At 70.8% G+C, this 15,571-nt stretch carries 8 protein-coding genes; 7 read left to right on the forward strand and 1 reads right to left on the reverse strand.

Annotation, left to right across the window (positions count from 1 at the left end; translation table 11 throughout):
* Positions 1 to 69: 69 nt before the first annotated feature.
* Positions 70 to 2,235 (forward strand): M1 family metallopeptidase, encoded by a 2,166-nt coding sequence (locus tag JOD67_RS02695; protein WP_205114645.1) that lies wholly within the window; start codon positions 70 to 72, stop codon positions 2,233 to 2,235.
* Positions 2,201 to 2,902 carry a class I SAM-dependent methyltransferase gene (locus JOD67_RS02700; RefSeq protein ID WP_205114647.1) on the forward strand — a complete coding sequence of 234 codons (702 nt, stop codon included), beginning with the start codon at positions 2,201 to 2,203 and terminating at the stop codon, positions 2,900 to 2,902. Before JOD67_RS02695 ends, JOD67_RS02700 begins: the two co-directional genes overlap by 35 nt.
* Positions 2,903 to 3,457: 555 nt before the next feature.
* On the opposite strand, the gene JOD67_RS02705 is transcribed toward JOD67_RS02700, so the two are convergent.
* Positions 3,458 to 3,718, reverse strand: coding sequence for a MoaD/ThiS family protein (locus tag JOD67_RS02705; RefSeq protein ID WP_205114649.1), 261 nt, complete (start codon positions 3,716 to 3,718; stop codon positions 3,458 to 3,460).
* Positions 3,719 to 3,867: 149 nt separating this feature from the next.
* Here JOD67_RS02705 and JOD67_RS02710 point away from each other — a divergent pair, with 149 nt between their 5' ends.
* The 5 genes from JOD67_RS02710 (at position 3,868) to JOD67_RS02730 (ending at position 15,567) form a co-directional block, all read left to right on the forward strand.
* Positions 3,868 to 4,629 carry a winged helix-turn-helix transcriptional regulator gene (locus JOD67_RS02710; RefSeq protein ID WP_205114651.1) on the forward strand — a complete coding sequence of 254 codons (762 nt, stop codon included), beginning with the start codon at positions 3,868 to 3,870 and terminating at the stop codon, positions 4,627 to 4,629.
* Positions 4,630 to 4,787: 158 nt separating this feature from the next.
* Positions 4,788 to 5,714: a mycothiol synthase gene (gene mshD, locus JOD67_RS02715; RefSeq protein ID WP_205114653.1), complete on the forward strand. Its 927-nt coding sequence runs from the start codon at positions 4,788 to 4,790 to the stop codon at positions 5,712 to 5,714.
* Between the two features lie 134 nt (positions 5,715 to 5,848).
* Entirely contained in the window at positions 5,849 to 9,580 is a 3,732-nt protein-coding gene (locus JOD67_RS02720) for a S8 family peptidase (RefSeq protein ID WP_205114655.1), read from the forward strand.
* A complete protein-coding gene (locus tag JOD67_RS02725; protein WP_205114657.1) occupies positions 9,577 to 13,341 on the forward strand; it encodes a S8 family serine peptidase in 3,765 nt (1,254 codons plus the stop codon). The genes JOD67_RS02720 and JOD67_RS02725 overlap by 4 nt, the downstream gene beginning before the upstream one ends.
* Before the next feature lie 66 nt (positions 13,342 to 13,407).
* Positions 13,408 to 15,567, forward strand: coding sequence for an RNA degradosome polyphosphate kinase (locus JOD67_RS02730; protein WP_205114659.1), 2,160 nt, complete (start codon positions 13,408 to 13,410; stop codon positions 15,565 to 15,567).
* The last annotated feature ends 4 nt before the right edge of the window (positions 15,568 to 15,571 follow it).

Raw genomic sequence — 15,571 nt, forward strand, 5'->3', positions numbered from 1 at the left:
CAATCCTCGCTGGATTGGCATGATCACCCACAGAGATCTGATTGGCTGACGACAACACGGGGGTTTGTGATGTCCAGACGCGCCCTACCCGTGGCCGCGTTTCTCGCCGGTCTGCTGGCCCTTCCGGCCGGCGCCCAGGCGGGACCGTTCGGGCCCGGCGCTCCAGGGGTCGGCGATCCGTACTACCCGCTCGACGGCAACGGCGGGTACGACGCCCAGCACTACGCGCTCGACCTGCGCTACACACCGAAGACGGACGTGCTGAACGGCAAGGCGACGATCCGCGCCCGCGCCAAGCAGAACCTGTCCCGGTTCAACCTCGACCTCGACGGCCTCACCGTCCGCGCCGTCACGGTGAACGGCAGGCAGGCGAAGTGGACGCGGGCGAACGGCGAGCTGACCATCACGCCGTCCCGCGGCCTGCGTCGCGGCGTCGGGTTCACGACGGTCGTGACGTACGACGGTGTCCCGATCCCGCCGCCCGACGACCCGCTCGGCGGCAGCGGGTGGGTCGCCACCGACGACGGGGCACTGGTCGCCGGCGAGCCGCACGGCGCCTCGACCTGGTTCCCGGTCAACGACCACCCGACAGACAAGGCGTCGTTCACGTTCAGGGTGACCGTCCCCCAGGGCGTCGAGGCGGTCGCGAACGGCGCGCTCGTCGGCCAGCGGACGAGCAATGGCTGGACGACGTGGACCTGGGACGCGCGCGACCCGATGGCGCCGTACCTCGCGACCGCGACGATCGGGCAGTTCGACCTGCGCAGCTACCGGAAGAACGGCATCACGTTCTGGGACGCGGTCGACCCGGACCTCTACACACCGCGGCCGCGAACGGGCAAGCAGTACGCGATCTCCCAGCTCGCCAACCCGTCGTACAAGCGGCTGACGCGCACGATCACCGTCCCCGCGAACGGCGGCAAGCTGTCGTTCTGGCTGGCCGGCCGAGGCCTCGCGTTCGTCGAAGCCAGGCCCGCGGGCACCGACCAGTGGACGACGCTGCCGGACCTGAACGGCCACACGACCAGCGAGGACGCGGGATTCTGCGAGTACTACCTCCAGTTCCACCCGTTCCTGAAGCACTACTACAAGCCGCTGGATGAGAACGGCTGCCGGCCGACCGGCAGCACCGGCGCGTGGCACTACTGGTTTGGCGACGAGGACCGCTACGTGCCTTGGGCCGTCGACCTGACCCGTTACAAGAAGCGGACCGTCGAGGTCTCGATCGCCTTGGTGACCGACGAGTTCGAGTCCGGACGGCCCGGCCTGCTCGTGGACGACATCGTCGGTCCCGGCGGCACGGGGACGACCTCGTTCGAGCCCGACAGCAGCCCGATGGACGGCTGGCGTGCGACCAGCGCGCCGGCGGGCAGCCCGAAGAACAAGAACAACTGGATCGCCGGACCGCGGGCGAAGGCACCGGACGCGGAGGGCGAGATCTTCCAGCAGTCGTTCGCCCGGCACGGGGAGATCCTGGGCTTCCTCGGCAGCAGGTTCGGGCCGTACCCGTTCCACGTCGGTGGCGGGATCGTCGACGATCTGTCCTTCGGCTTCTCGCTGGAGAACCAGACCCGGCCCATCTACAGCCCGCGCGCGGCGTTCGAACCAGGCGCGCCGGACGGGTTGCTCGCGCACGAGCTCGCGCACCAGTGGTTCGGTGACAGTGTCTCGTTGACACGGTGGAAGGACATCTGGCTGAACGAGGGCTTCGCGACGTACGCGCAGTGGATGTGGGACGCGCATGACGGCGTCGCGACCGAGGAGGAGACGTTCAAGCTGAACTACGGGTTCGCCGACGGCGACACCGAGTTCTGGAAGCTGAAGATGACCGACCCGGGCCATGAGGCCTTGTTCGGTTGGCCGATCTACCAGCGCGGCGCGATGGTGCTGCACCGGCTGCGCAAGACGGTCGGCGACGCGACGTTCTTCCGGATCCTGCGCACGTGGACCAAGCGCAACGCCGACGGCAACGGGACCACGGACGGCTTCCTCCAGCTGTCCGAACGCCTCGCCGGCCGCGACCTGTCGAAGGCCGTCTGGGACCCGTGGCTGTTCGGGCTGAAGCAGCCGCCGCTGCCGGCTTCCGCGGCGGCGGTGAAGGCGCGCGGCCGGCAGAATCCTCCGCATGGCGACGACAAGGACATCCGAGGAGACCGCGGCTCTCTACGACCAGGCGCACGAGGCTTCGGACCATCCGCTGATGGCTCAGCTGACGGCGGAGGCCTACGGCCGTGACTTCCCGGCCGAGGTCGACCCGTACAGCTCGTGTACGTGGTGGACGCTCGGCCAGTACGTCGCCTGGCTGCGGCTCGGGCCGGAGTCGACACTGGCCGACCTCGGCTGCGGCCGGGGCGGCGTAGGGCTGTGGCTGGCGCGAGCGTTCTCGTGCTCGCTCGTGGGAGTGGACATCAGCCCGGTCGGTGTGGAGATCTCGTCGCGGCGAGCGGCGGACTTCGTACCGGCCGGGCTGGCGCGGTTCCAGGTGGGATCGTTCGCCGACACCGGGCTGCCGGACGAGTGCGCGGACGGCGCGGTGAGCATGGACGCGTTGCCGTTCGCGCCTGATCGGGCGGCCGCATTCGCCGAGGTCCGCCGGATCCTGCGGCCAGGTGGGCGGTTCGCGTTCACCTGCGCCGAGGACACGATCACTGCGGAGCGGCCGAACGCGATCGAGTCGTGGGAGCCGCTGCTGGTCGAGGCCGGCCTGACCCAGGTCGCGCGGGTGCCCGTCGAGGGCTGGCTGGAGCAGTGGCTGCGGCTGTTCGAGGTGTGGCTGGCGCACCAGGACGACCTCCGCGCGGCGCTCGGCGACTCCGCCGAGCTGATGATCCGCGAGGCCCGCGACGGCAACCGCCTGCGCCGCCGTACGCCCGTGCTGCTGGTGGCGGAGAAGCCGGCTTGACCGCGGCACCACCACGCTCGGCGGTGTTGGCGGAGGGGCACCGATGCCGCCTTACCTGGTGAGTGGGTGCTCTACGCGGGGTGTATCCCACGTAGAGCGGCAAATGATCATGTAAACATGATCATTCGCCGTCGCCGGGGCGCCGTGGAGGCCGTCCGCGGCCGACGCGTGCGAGCGGTCGCGATGAGCGCTGATCCGGCTCACGACCGCAACCAGCACGCTCGGCGGTGGCGGCTTCCGGGGTCCGAGGACGACTCTTCCGGCCGAAGGCCGTCGTCTGGTCACCGCAGGGCCACCCGCCGCCGCCGAGCACCGCGACCCGACGCCGTGGAGGCCGTCCGCGGCCGACGCGTGCGAGCGGTCGCCATGAGCGCTGATCCGGCTCACGACCGCAACCAGCACGCTCGGCGGTGGCGGCTTCCGGGGTCCGAGGACGACTCTTCCGGCCGAAGGCCGTCGTCTGGTCACCGCAGGGCCACCCGCCGCCGCCGAGCACCGCGACCCGACGCCGTGGAGGCCGTCCGCGGCCGACGCGTGCGAGCGGTCGCCATGAGCTCAGCCGCCTGCGAAGGGTGGCAGGGCTTCGACCTGGGCGCCGTCGGCGAGTGGGACCGTGGCGGGGTCGCGCTTGCCGACCGGTTGCTCGTTCACCAGGTACGCGCAGCTGCCGAGCACCGTGGCCAGCCGCGGGCGGTCGGGGTGCCGTGCGACGACCGCCTCGATGACGTCCGCGAGCGTCGACGCCTCGACGTTCTCCGAGGTCAGGCCGGCCGCCTCCTTGGCCGCCGCCCAGTAGCGAATCGTCACGTTCGCCATCGTTTGCGGCCTCCCAGGATGTGGTACGCGTCACGCCCAGCATTCGGCACGACGTCCACCGCGCCGCGCTCATTCGATATCCTGCCTGGATAGTCGGACTTGGGCGACAGCGCGGTCGGCCCCGGCAGGACCCATAGAAGGAGTCGCCGGTGAGCACATTGCTACTCCTGACGAACGCGCTCCAGCCCTCTGCCGAGATCGTGCCCGCGCTGGCGCTGCTCGGCCACCACGTCCGCGTCGTCCCCGCCGAGGCCTCGGCGCTGCTCGAGGTGCAGCAGCCCGACGCCGTCCTCGTCGACGCCCGCCGCGAGCTCGTCCAGGCGCGCAGCCTGACCCGGGTGATCCGGACCACGGGCATCGGCGTACCGCTCTTCGTGATCGTGACCGAGGGCGGCCTCGCCGCGGTCAACGCCGACTGGGGCATGGACGACGTGCTGCTCGACACGGCCGGCCCGGCTGAGGTCGACGCGCGGCTCCGGCTCACGATGGGGCGGCTCGCGCAGCGGATCACCGAGGAGGAGCGCCCGCACGTCATCCGTCGCGGCGACCTGGTGATCGATGAGGACACCTACACCTCCCGGCTCGGCCGGCGCGCGCTCGACCTCACGTTCAAGGAGTTCGAGCTGCTGAAGTTCCTGGCCCAGCACCCCGGCCGCGTCTTCACCCGGCAGCAGCTGCTGCAGGAGGTGTGGGGGTACGACTACTTCGGCGGCACGCGCACGGTCGACGTGCACGTACGCCGGCTGCGGGCGAAGCTCGGGCCGGAGTTCGAGTCGCTGATCGGGACCGTACGCAACGTGGGGTACCGCTTCGTCGCGCCACCGTCCGGCGAGGAGCACAAGCCGCTGCCGGAGGACGACGCGGACGAGGTCTCGCCGGTGCACAGCCGTTCGGAAACCTCCACCCGCTGACCCACGGCCCACGCGAAGCTCAAACTGTGGGGTTCTGGTAGCAACACGCTGGCGTGTTGCTACCAGAACCCCACAGTTTGCGACCGGGAGCCCGCGATGCCTGCCGTCACGTGGCTCCTGCACATCGCTCGCAGCTGCGGCCGCGTACCTTGGGCCAGGTGACGGTTTCTGTGCGCCAGGTCGAGCATCTGTCCCCCGACGAGTACGCCGACGTGGTCGCGCTGATCGACGCCGCGGCTTCGGCTGACGGCGTACGGCCGCTGGACGAGCAGGCCACAATCGACCTGCGCGGGGACGCCCCGGACACCACCCACCTGCTGGGCTCGGTCGACGACACGGTCGTGGGGTACGCGCGACTGCACCGCTCCGACGGCACCGCCGGCGGCGACGTCGTCGTCCACCCCACGCACCGCCGGCACGGGATCGGGCGGGCACTCGTCGACGAGCTGCTCGCCGCGGCAGCCGGCCAGGCGCTGGCGGTCTGGGCGCACGGCCCGCACCCGGACGCCGCCAAGATCGCCGCCGACACCGGCTTCGAAGCCGCCCGCGAGCTGTGGCGGATGCGGCGCGACCTCGCGCTGCCGTTCCCCGACTTCCCCGTTCCCGAGGGCATCACGATCCGGACGTTCCGGCCGGGCGAGGACGACGAGGCGTTCCTCGCGGTCAACGCCAAGGCGTTCGCCGAGCACCCCGAGCAGGGTCGCTGGCGGCAGCCCGAGCTGGACGCGCGGCTCGCGGAGCCGTGGTTCGACCCGGCTGGGTTCTTCGTCGCCGACCGGGACGGCCAGTTCGTCGGCTACCACTGGACGAAGGTGCACGAGCCGCCCGTACGCGGTGAGGCACCGGACGCCCGGGCGGGCGAGGTGTACGTGCTCGGCCTCGACCCCGCCGCCCAGGCCGGCGGGCTCGGCAAGGCGCTGCTCGTCGCCGGTCTGCGCAGTCTCCGGGACCGCGGCCTGCCGGTCGTCATGCTGTACGCCGAGTCCGACAACGACAAGGCGATCAAGCTGTACGAGAAGCTCGGCTTCGACCACGTCGATACCGATGTCCGCTATCGGCACCCTGGTACCGCAAGCCTGAGTTGACAGCGTTCCTACGCGATCCGGACAAATCACCTGTCGTGATTGCGCCAGTGACGCTTACCGGCCAACCAATCTTCTTCCTGCGTTGAGCATTTCGGTGTCATCTTCAGCGTGTCCCTCGCTGCGAGGAGTGCGCTGTGAGACTTGCCGTCCCCCTTGTCGTCGCAGTCCTGATCACCGGTTCGCTGTCCACCGCCTCGGCGGACAGCGGGCTGGAACCGTTGCCACAGAACGCCGCCACGCCTCCTGCGACGAGCACCGTCACGCTGCTCACCGGCGACGTGGTCACGGTCGCCGCGACGCCGACCGGTGAGCGTACGTTCACCGTTCGCCCTGCCCGTCGCACCAACGGCACGCCGGTCACGTTCAGCAGCGCCGCCGACGGCGAGCACCTGTACGTCATCCCGTCCGACGCCGCGCCGCACCTCGCCGCCGACAGGCTCGACCTGGGCCTGTTCGACGTCGCCGCATTGAGCGAGTCCGGCCCGCCGCCGGTCATCGTGCAGTACGCGAACACCCGCCGGGCCGTGACCGCCGGAGCCACAGCGACGCTCGAGAGCATCGACGCCGTCGCGTACGACCCCAAGCAAACCGACGTCTGGTCCATGCTGACGAGCGATGGCGCCCGCCTGGCGAACGACGTCCGCAAGGTCTGGCTGGACGCCACCATCGAGGCAGACCTCGACGTGAGCGTCCCGCAGATCGGCGCACCCTCGGTCTGGGCCGCGGGCTTCGACGGCACCGGCGCCAAGGTCGCGGTCCTCGACACCGGCATCGACAAGGAGCATCCCGACCTCGCCGGCAAGGTCGTCGCCGAGCAGAACTTCAGCGACGACGCGTCCCCCGTGGACGGCAACGGGCACGGCACCCACGTCGCCTCGATCGTCGCCGGCAACGGCGGCACCTACAAGGGCGTCGCTCCGGGCGCCGACCTGATGGTCGGCAAGGTGCTCACGAACGCCGGCTCCGGCCAGCTGTCGTGGGCGATCGACGGCATGGAGTGGGCCGCGGCCAACGGCGCCGACGTCGTCAACCTCAGCCTGTCCGCACCGCCGACCGACGGCACCGACCCGGGCAGCCTCGCGGTCGACGCGCTGACGCGGGAGACCGGCACGCTGTTCGTCATCGCGTCCGGCAACGACTACGCGGACGCGGCGGTCGGTACGCCGGGCGCGGCCACCGAGGCGCTCACCGTCGGCGCGGTCGACGACCAGGACGCGCTCGCCGACTTCTCCAACCGCGGTCCGCGCCGCGGCGACGCGATCGTCAAGCCGAACCTCACCGCACCGGGCGTCGGCATCGTCGCCGCCCGCGCCGCAGGCACCAGCCTGGGTACGCCGGTCGACGACCGCTACACCAGCGCCAGCGGAACGTCGATGGCCACGCCGCACGTCGCCGGCGCGGCGGCCCTGCTCGCACAGGCGCATCCGGACTGGCAGGCGTCGGAGCTCAAGTCCGCTCTGGTCTCGACGGCTGCCCCCGGCGCCTACACCGCGTACCAGCAGGGCGCCGGCCGCGTCGACGTCGGCAAGGCGTTCGCGCAACGGGTGTACGGGCCGGCGACCGCCGACTTCGGCCGGCTGCCCGACCCCGCGACTGACCCGGTCACCCGCACGCTCACGTACACCAACGACACCGACGCAGCCGTCACGCTCGAGCTCGGCGTGACCGGTAACGGCTGGGACAGCCGAGACGTCCCCGCCGCCGCGGTCCACCTCGCAACGACCAGCCTGACCGTCGCGCCGCACGCCTCCGCGACCGTCGACCTCACCGCCGAGCCGGCGCTGCTGGACGCGGGCGTCTACAGCGGGATCGTCGCCGCGACCGCGCCGGGCGGCGTCACCGTACGCACGCCGTGGAGCCTGTACGAGGCGAGCGAGACCCAGCAGCTGACCGTCAGCCTGAAGGACCGCCGGGGCAAGCCCGCCGAGCTCGGCCTGCCGATCCACGTCGTCAAGACCAACCCGGGCTTCGTCGCGAACGACCCGTTCCGCAACTGGTACCACTTCGGCTGGTCCGACTCCGAGGGCAACGCGACGTTCGACGTCGCGCCCGGCGTGTACGACGTCTACGCGCAGATCACCACCTGGCAGCTCGAGGCTCGCGAGTCCACGATCGCGGTCGCGTCGGAACGCGACGTCGCCGCCGACACCGCGGTGACGCTCGACGCCAGCCAGGCGAAGCGCCGCAACCCTCGCGTGGGCGAGGACGTCGACCTGATGATGGGCGAGATCGGCGTCAACCGGCAGCTGTCGGACGGCCGTTCGTTCCGGATGGGCGCGCTGTTCGACGAGTCGACGGACTGGGAGCTGTTCACCACGCCGGGACCGCGGCCGAAGACGGGATCTACGGAGTCGTACACGAAGTGGGTGCTCGGCTCGCAGCTCGTTCGCGTGCCCGGCCTGCATCCCGCGTACTGGCCGTACGCCGCCGGACCGGCGCTCGCGGGTCGGCGTACGCTGCCGGTCGTCTTCGCCGGAGGTGGCGAGAACTTCCAACCAGCCAAGGGCAAACTCGCCCTGGTCCGCGTCGGCATCCCCTCCGGGGAGCCGTACCCGTACTCCTACTTCATCAACGAGCTGCAACGGGTGACCGACCGTGCGGCCGCCGCCGAGGTCGCCGGCGTGCTCGCCTACGCCGACCTCGCGGGCGCGAAGGCCCACGAGGTCCGCGCCGAGCCGATCCTCCAGCTCGGGCTGAGCCGGGACGAGGGCGAGGCGCTCCGCAAGGCCATCGCACGTCGCCCGACCAAGCTGACCATCGACGGACGGCAGACTCCCGAACGCGTCTATCACGTGCGGCTCGGGCACGACGGCGGCTGGCCCTCGAAGGGCGACCCGACCGTTGGCAAGCGCGAGTTGACGACGATCCCCGCGCGCTATCACAGCGATTCGCCAACGCAGAGAGGCGAAATCGCGTGGTTCGCATTCAGCGCGAACATGCCGGACAGCGCCCAGCTCGCCGTGCCGTTCCATGCGCCGGCGGCCTGGACGGAGCTGGTCGCGAACAGCGGCCCGCCCCTGCGGTGGACGAGGCAGACCTGGCTCGAGGACACGTTCCTGCGCACGTGGGACCGCATCCCGGCCGGTAGGGGTGAGCGCCGCGGGACGGAGACCTGGGGCGAGGCGCCGATGACGTACGGCGCGGTCGACGTCGCCGGCGCGTACCCGACGACGCTCGACTGCACCTTCTGCCGGCAGGGCGACCGGTTCGTCACCGGGAAGTACCGGCTGGACGCGAGCGGGAAGCACTACGAGTACGCGTGGTTCGCCCCGCCGGAGGTGCGGCTGTTCCGCGGCGACACCGAGCTCCCGCGCAGCGGCTCGTCATGGCGGTGGTTCCAACTCCCACCGGGCGCGGGCACGTACCGGCTGACGATGGACTACACCCAGCCCGGCTCGGAGCCGACCGCGCTGGCGCCGAAGGTGCTGACCGAGTGGGTGTTCCGCTCCCAGCCGCCTCAGCCTGGGAAGCTGCCGCCGGCGTACGCCTGCCCGTTCACCGGCGACACCAACGCGTGCGCGTTCGAGCCGCTGATCCAGCTCCGGTACGAGCTCGGGCTCAGCCTGCACAACAGAGCGCCGGCGAACGGGACGTACCGCTTCGACATCCATGCGGCACCGCTGTCCGGCGCCGGCGACCGGACGCCGGTGGCCGGGATGCAGGTGCAGTACTCCCTCGACGACGGCGCCACCTGGGCGTCGGCATCTGTCCGCAAGAAGGGCCGCGGCGAGTTCGGGGTGAGCGTGCGGCATCCGAAGCTCGAGCAGACGAATGGCTATGTCTGGTTGAAGGTTCGCGCCTGGAACAGCAAGGGCGACTCCGTAGACCAGACCGTGCAGCGCGCCTACCGCTTGGAGACCCGATGAAGGCTGTTCGCAGCACCCTCGTTGCCGCCGCGCTCGTCCTGGCGGGGCTCGCACCCTCGTCGGCGACCGCCGCTCCGGTCACGCCCGTGGCCGGCGGCGAGCCGTCGCAGCGGGTCACGCTGCTCACCGGCGACGTCGTGTCCGTCACGGAGGTCGGCGGCAAGACGTCCGTCGCGGTGGACCGCGTCTCCGGTGCCGTGCAGGCGTACACCAAGGACGGCGACACCTACGTGCTGCCGGAGCGCGTCGCGCCGTACGTCCGCGCCGGAACGGTCGACGCCGAACTGTTCAACGTCACCAGGCTGATCGAGCAGGGCCGCACCGACGACAAGGCCAAGCTGCTGCCGCTGATCGTCACGTACGACCGCACTGCCTCGCGGTCCCGGTCCAGCCTGCTCGCGCAGGCCGAGGCGCTCCCCGCGAGCGACGCGACGCTCGCGCTGCCGAGCATCGACGGCGCCGCCGTGACGCTCGACAAGCAGGCCGCCGCCGGCTTCTGGTCCGCGGTCGACGGCGCGAACGGCCAACTGGACAAGGGCATCGACAAGATCTGGCTGGACGGCAAGGTCGAGGCGTCGCTCGACGTGAGCGTCCCGCTGATCGGCGCGCCGGAGGCCTGGGCGAACGGGCTCGACGGCACCGGCACCACCGTTGCCGTCCTCGACACCGGCGTCGACGCCGCCCACCCGGACCTCGCCGGCAAGGTCGGCGCCCAGCAGGACTTCACCGGCGGCGGCTCCCCCGTCGACCACCACGGCCACGGCACGCACGTCGCCGCGACCGTCGCCGGCACGGGCGCCGCGTCCGGCGGTTCCCGCAAGGGCGTCGCGCCGGGCGCCATGCTGATGAACGGCAAGGTCCTCGACGACGGCGGCAGCGGCTACGACTCGTGGATCATCGCCGGCATGGAGTGGGCGACCGGCAACGGCGCCGACGTCGTCAGCATGAGCCTCGGCGGGTACGCGTCCGACGGGACCGACCCGCTCAGCCAGGCCGTGAACGAGCTCACGGCCAGCACCGGCACGCTGTTCGTCATCGCGTCGGGCAACTACGGCCCGAGCGGCTACAGCGTCACCAACCCGGGCACGGCCGACGCCGCGCTCACTGTCGGCAACGTGACGAAGGCCGAGGAGCTCGCGAGCAGCTCCGGCCGTGGACCACGTACCGGCGACCATGCGATCAAGCCGGACATCACCGCGCCGGGCACCGACATCGTCGCCGCCCGCGCGGCCGGAACGAGCCTGGGTACGCCGGTCGACGAGAACTACACGAGCCTGACCGGCACCTCGATGGCGACGCCGCATGTCGCCGGCGCGGCCGCGATCGTGCACCAGCAGCACCCGGACTGGACGCCCGCGCAGGTGAAGGCCGCGCTGGTCTCGACCGCGAAACCACGCGACGACCTGACCGTCTACGAGCAGGGCGGCGGGCGCGTGGACGTCGCGAAGGCGACCGCGCAGGGCGTGTTCGCGGGGCCGACGCCGCTGAACTTCGGCTACCTGCCGTACCCACAGACCGAGCTCGACCCGATCGTGCGGACCGTGACGTTCACCAACACGACCGGCGCCGCGGTCACGCTCGACCTGACCGCGTCGGCGGAGGTCGCCGACGGCACGGCCGCGCCGGCCGGGATGGTCACGCTGAGCGCGCTGTCGGTCGAGGTCCCGGCTGGCGGGACGGCGACCGTGGACGTGACCGTGGACCCCGCGCTCGGCGACGCCGGCCTGTACAGCGGCTACCTCGTCGGCCAGGGCGCGGGCGGCGTGCGTGTCGCGCTGCCGCTCGGGCTGAACAAGGAGCCCGAGTCGTACGACCTGTCCCTCACCGTGCTCGACCGCCTGGGCGCGCCGAACCGCGGCGCGACGGTCCAGGTCGGCAACGTCGACGACTCGTCGAAGCTCATCGCGTTCCCGAACCTGGACGCGCAGGGCAAGGCGACGTTGCGGGTACCGGTCGGCACGTACAGCGTGAACGCCGTCGTCACCACGATCGAGGCCGGCGAGTACACCTACGCGTTCGTCGGCGCGCCCGAGGTGAACGTCGGGCCGGGCGGCGCGAACGTCGTCCTCGACGGCCGCCGCACGGTGCCGCTGAACGTCGAGGTCGGCAAGGACAACGAGAACATCTCGGCGAAGCTGGAGTTCTGGCGGATGCCGCTGAAGGGCGAGCCGATCAGCTATCGCTACACGTTGGGCGAGCCGTTCACGAAGATGTACGCCGCACCGACCACGCCGGTGACCAAGGGCGCCTTCCACCTGGTCACGCAGTACTCGCTGGTCACACCGGACCTCGAAGCTTCCGGTTCGGCGCTCCGAGAGTTCCGGCCGCAGTACCTGGTCTACTCCCCGGAACTTTCGAAGGCTCGGCTGCGGCTGCGCGTCGTGGACGTGGGGAAGGCCTCGCCCGCAGAACTTTCGGCCGTCGACGTCCGCGGCAAGGTGGCGGTGATCGAGGCCGTCGAGGGGCAGTGGAGCGAGCAGATCACCGCGGCCGCTGCTGCCGGTGCACGAGTCGCGTTCCTCTACAGCCGGAACGGATATCCGTACTTCGGCTCGGTCGAGCGCGGGCTGCCGATCCCGGGCGCCGCTCTGAAACTTTCGGAGGCGGAGGCCCTTGTTTCGTGGGCGAAACGCGGCCGGCTGCTCACGCTGGAAAGCACTCCGGACAGCCCGTTCCTGTATGACCTGCGCTATGACTACGACGGCTTCGTGCCGTCGGGCTCGTTGACGCGGCGCGTGCGGGACCGGGACGTGGCGACGGTGCGGAGCACGTACCACGCGGACGCGCTCGCGCGGGACGCCGCGGAGGTGAACGCGGCGTTCGCACCGTGGCAGGACTGGAGCTTCGACGCGAACCGATACTTCCGGACTCCGGGCGAACGGACCGAGTACGTGACCGCGCGACCGGGACTGCTGTGGCAGCGGACCGTGTACGGCTACGAAACTCCGGAGGTCGTTTTCGGACGGCCGATGCGCGATCAGTTCCGGTACTACTCCGGAAACGACATGCTGCGCGGGACCTGGTTCGGCGGGGCGGTGACGGGACCGGTGCCGCGGGTCGAACGGACGCCGCAGGACCGGGTCGCGATCCCATGCGCGGGCTGCCGGGACGCTGACGAGCTGTTCTTCTGGCTGGAGGACCTGGGCAGCTCGGACGCGGGGCACTACGGCGCGTTCGACACCCGGTGGGAGAACTCGGCGACGCGGCTCTACCGCGACGGTGAGCTCGTCGTCTCGCGGCGTACGGCGCGCGGGGTGCTCGAGGCGGTGCCCGCCGGCTCGACGTACCGGCTGGAGGTGGACAGCTTCTCCGACGCGCCGTGGAGCTGGGGCTGGAAGACGAAGTCGGCCTGGACCCTCGCCTCGTCCGCGCCGTCGCGGCCGTCGGCACTGCCGGCCTGGTACGAGTGCGGGGTCGGGCGCGGGCGGGACTGCGCGTACCTGCCGATGCTGTTCGCCCGGTACGACGTGCCGCTCGACGCGCTGAACCGCGCGCCGGCAGGGCGGTCGTTCACCTTCGACCTGTCGATCGACGGCCAGCCGTACGCGCCCAAGCCCCGGCTGAAGTCGGTCCGGCTCGAGGTGTCGTACGACGACGGAGCGACGTGGCGCCCGGCCTCGCTGCGAGGGTCGGGAGGCGACTACCGGGCCACCGTTCACCACCCGAAGACAGCGTCGTTCGCCTCCCTGCGAGTGCGCGCGGAGGACAGGTCCGGGAACGTTCTCACCCAGGAGGTGACCAGGGCGTACAAGCTGCGCTGAGAACGCGCCGGGAGCGCCAAAAGCCCAGGTGACCGACTCGGCCAGCGATCCCCTTACGGTTACCACATGTTCACCAGGCAGTGCGACGATGACGTGGTGAGTACCGAGCAGCTGGTGAACGCGAGCAGGTCGGAGTTCGACGTCGAGCCTCCGTACGACGTCCGTGCCGACGACCTGCCCGAAGGGCGTTTCCTCGACCGCGAGCTGTCCTGGCTCCGGTTCAACACGCGCGTGCTCGAGCTGGCCGAGGACCCCAATCTTCCGCTGCTCGAACGCGTGCGGTTTCTCGCGATCTTCGCCACCAACCTCGACGAGTTCTTCATGGTCCGGGTCGCCGGCCTGAAGCGCCGCATGGCCGCGGGCGTCGCCGTTCGCGCCGCTTCCGGCATGCTCCCGCGCGAGGTGCTCGAGGCGATCTGGGCGCGCACCAAGGAGCTGATGACCCGGCACGCCGACTGCTTCCACAGCCAGGTCGTGCCGCTGCTCGAGAAGGAGGGCGTCGAGATCCTCCGCTGGGACGAGCTCGAGGAGTCCCACAAGGAACGCCTGCACAAGCTGTTCAGCGACCGCGTCTTCCCGGTGCTCACCCCGCTCGCGGTCGACCCCGCGCACCCGTTCCCGTACATCTCCGGCCTGAGCATCAACCTCGCGGTCGTCGTGATGAACCCGCAGACCCAGACCGAGCACTTCGCCCGGGTCAAGGTGCCGCCGATCCTGCCGCGGTTCGTCCCCGTCGAGGACCAGCGTTTCGTCCCGCTCGAGGACGTGATCGCCGCGCACCTCGACCAGCTGTTCCCGGGCATGCAGGTGTTGCAGCACCACACGTTCCGCGTCACCCGCAACGAGGACCTCGAGGTCGAGGAGGACGACGCCGAGAACCTCCTCCAGGCGTTGGAGCGCGAGCTGCTCCGGCGCCGCTTCGGTCCCCCGGTCCGGCTCGAGGTCGTCGAGGACATCGACCCGCACGTGCTCGAGCTGCTGGTCTCCGAGCTCGGCGTGAACGAGGCCGAGGTCTGCCGGCTGCCCGGCCCGCTCGACCTGTCCGGCGTGCACGCGATCGCCGACCTGGACCGCGCGGAGCTCAAATACCCCGCGTTCGTTCCCGCGACCCACCGCGACCTGGCCGACGTGGAGAGCGCGCATCCGCCGGACGTGTTCGCCGCGGTACGGCAGAAAGAAGTACTGCTGCACCACCCGTACGACTCGTTCTCCACCAGCGTGCAGCGCTTCATCGAGCAGGCCGCGGCCGACCCGAACGTGCTCGCGATCAAGCAGACGCTCTACCGGACGAACCACGAGTCGCCGATCGTCGACGCGCTGGTCGACGCCGCCGAGGACGGCAAGCAGGTCCTCGTGGTCGTCGAGATCAAGGCGCGCTTCGACGAGGAGGCCAACATCCGGTGGGCCCGGCAGCTGGAGCAGTCCGGCTGCCACGTCGTATACGGCTTCATCGGGCTGAAGACACACAGCAAGCTGAGCCTCGTCATCCGCGACGAGCCCGACGGGCTGCGCCGGTACGCCCACATCGGCACCGGCAACTACAACCCGAAGACGGCGCGGCTGTACGAGGACTTCGGGCTGCTGAGCTCCGACCGCGCGCTCGGCGAGGACTTCACCGACCTGTTCAACCACCTGTCGGGCTACTCGCGGACGACCGACTACCGCCGGCTGCTCACCGCTCCGCGCTCGATCCGGGCCGGGCTGATCGAGCGGATCGAACGCGAGGTCGAGCACCACAAGGCCGGCCGCCCGGCACGGATCCGGTTCAAGCTGAACGCGATCGTCGACGAGGCGATCATCGACGCGCTGTATCGAGCCTCGCGCGCCGGCGTACCGATCGACCTGCTCATTCGCGGCATCTGCGCACTGCAGCCGGGGCTGTCGGGGCTGTCCGAGACGATCCGCGTACGCAGCATCCTGGGCCGCTTCCTGGAGCACTCCCGCGTGTTTGGCTTCGAGAACGGCGGGGAGCCTGAACTGTGGATCGGGTCGGCCGACCTGATGCACCGCAACCTGGACCGCCGGGTGGAGGCGCTGGCTCGGCTCGAGCAGGCCGACCACGTCGAGGAGCTGACGAAGCTGCTGGACATCGCGTTCGACGCCGGCACCGCCGCGTGGCACCTTGGGCAGGACGCCGAGTGGACCCGGCGGCACCTGGACGAGAACGGGAACCCCCTGCGCGACCTGCAGGAGCTCCTGATCACCGCCAACTTGCGACGCCGCTAGGAGG

The organism is Tenggerimyces flavus (assembly GCF_016907715.1).
GTDB classification, from domain to species: domain Bacteria; phylum Actinomycetota; class Actinomycetes; order Propionibacteriales; family Actinopolymorphaceae; genus Tenggerimyces; species Tenggerimyces flavus.

Bases quoted from the DNA above. Each gene is read 5' to 3' on its own strand.
- JOD67_RS02695 (WP_205114645.1), top strand. From the start codon at position 70: ATGTCCAGACGCGCCCTACCCGTGGCCGCGTTTCTCGCCGGTCTGCTG.
- JOD67_RS02700 (WP_205114647.1), top strand. From the start codon at position 2,201: ATGGCTCAGCTGACGGCGGAGGCCTACGGCCGTGACTTCCCGGCCGAG.
- JOD67_RS02705 (WP_205114649.1), bottom strand. From the start codon at position 3,718: ATGGCGAACGTGACGATTCGCTACTGGGCGGCGGCCAAGGAGGCGGCC.
- JOD67_RS02725 (WP_205114657.1), top strand. From the start codon at position 9,577: ATGAAGGCTGTTCGCAGCACCCTCGTTGCCGCCGCGCTCGTCCTGGCG.
- JOD67_RS02730 (WP_205114659.1), top strand. From the start codon at position 13,408: ATGTTCACCAGGCAGTGCGACGATGACGTGGTGAGTACCGAGCAGCTG.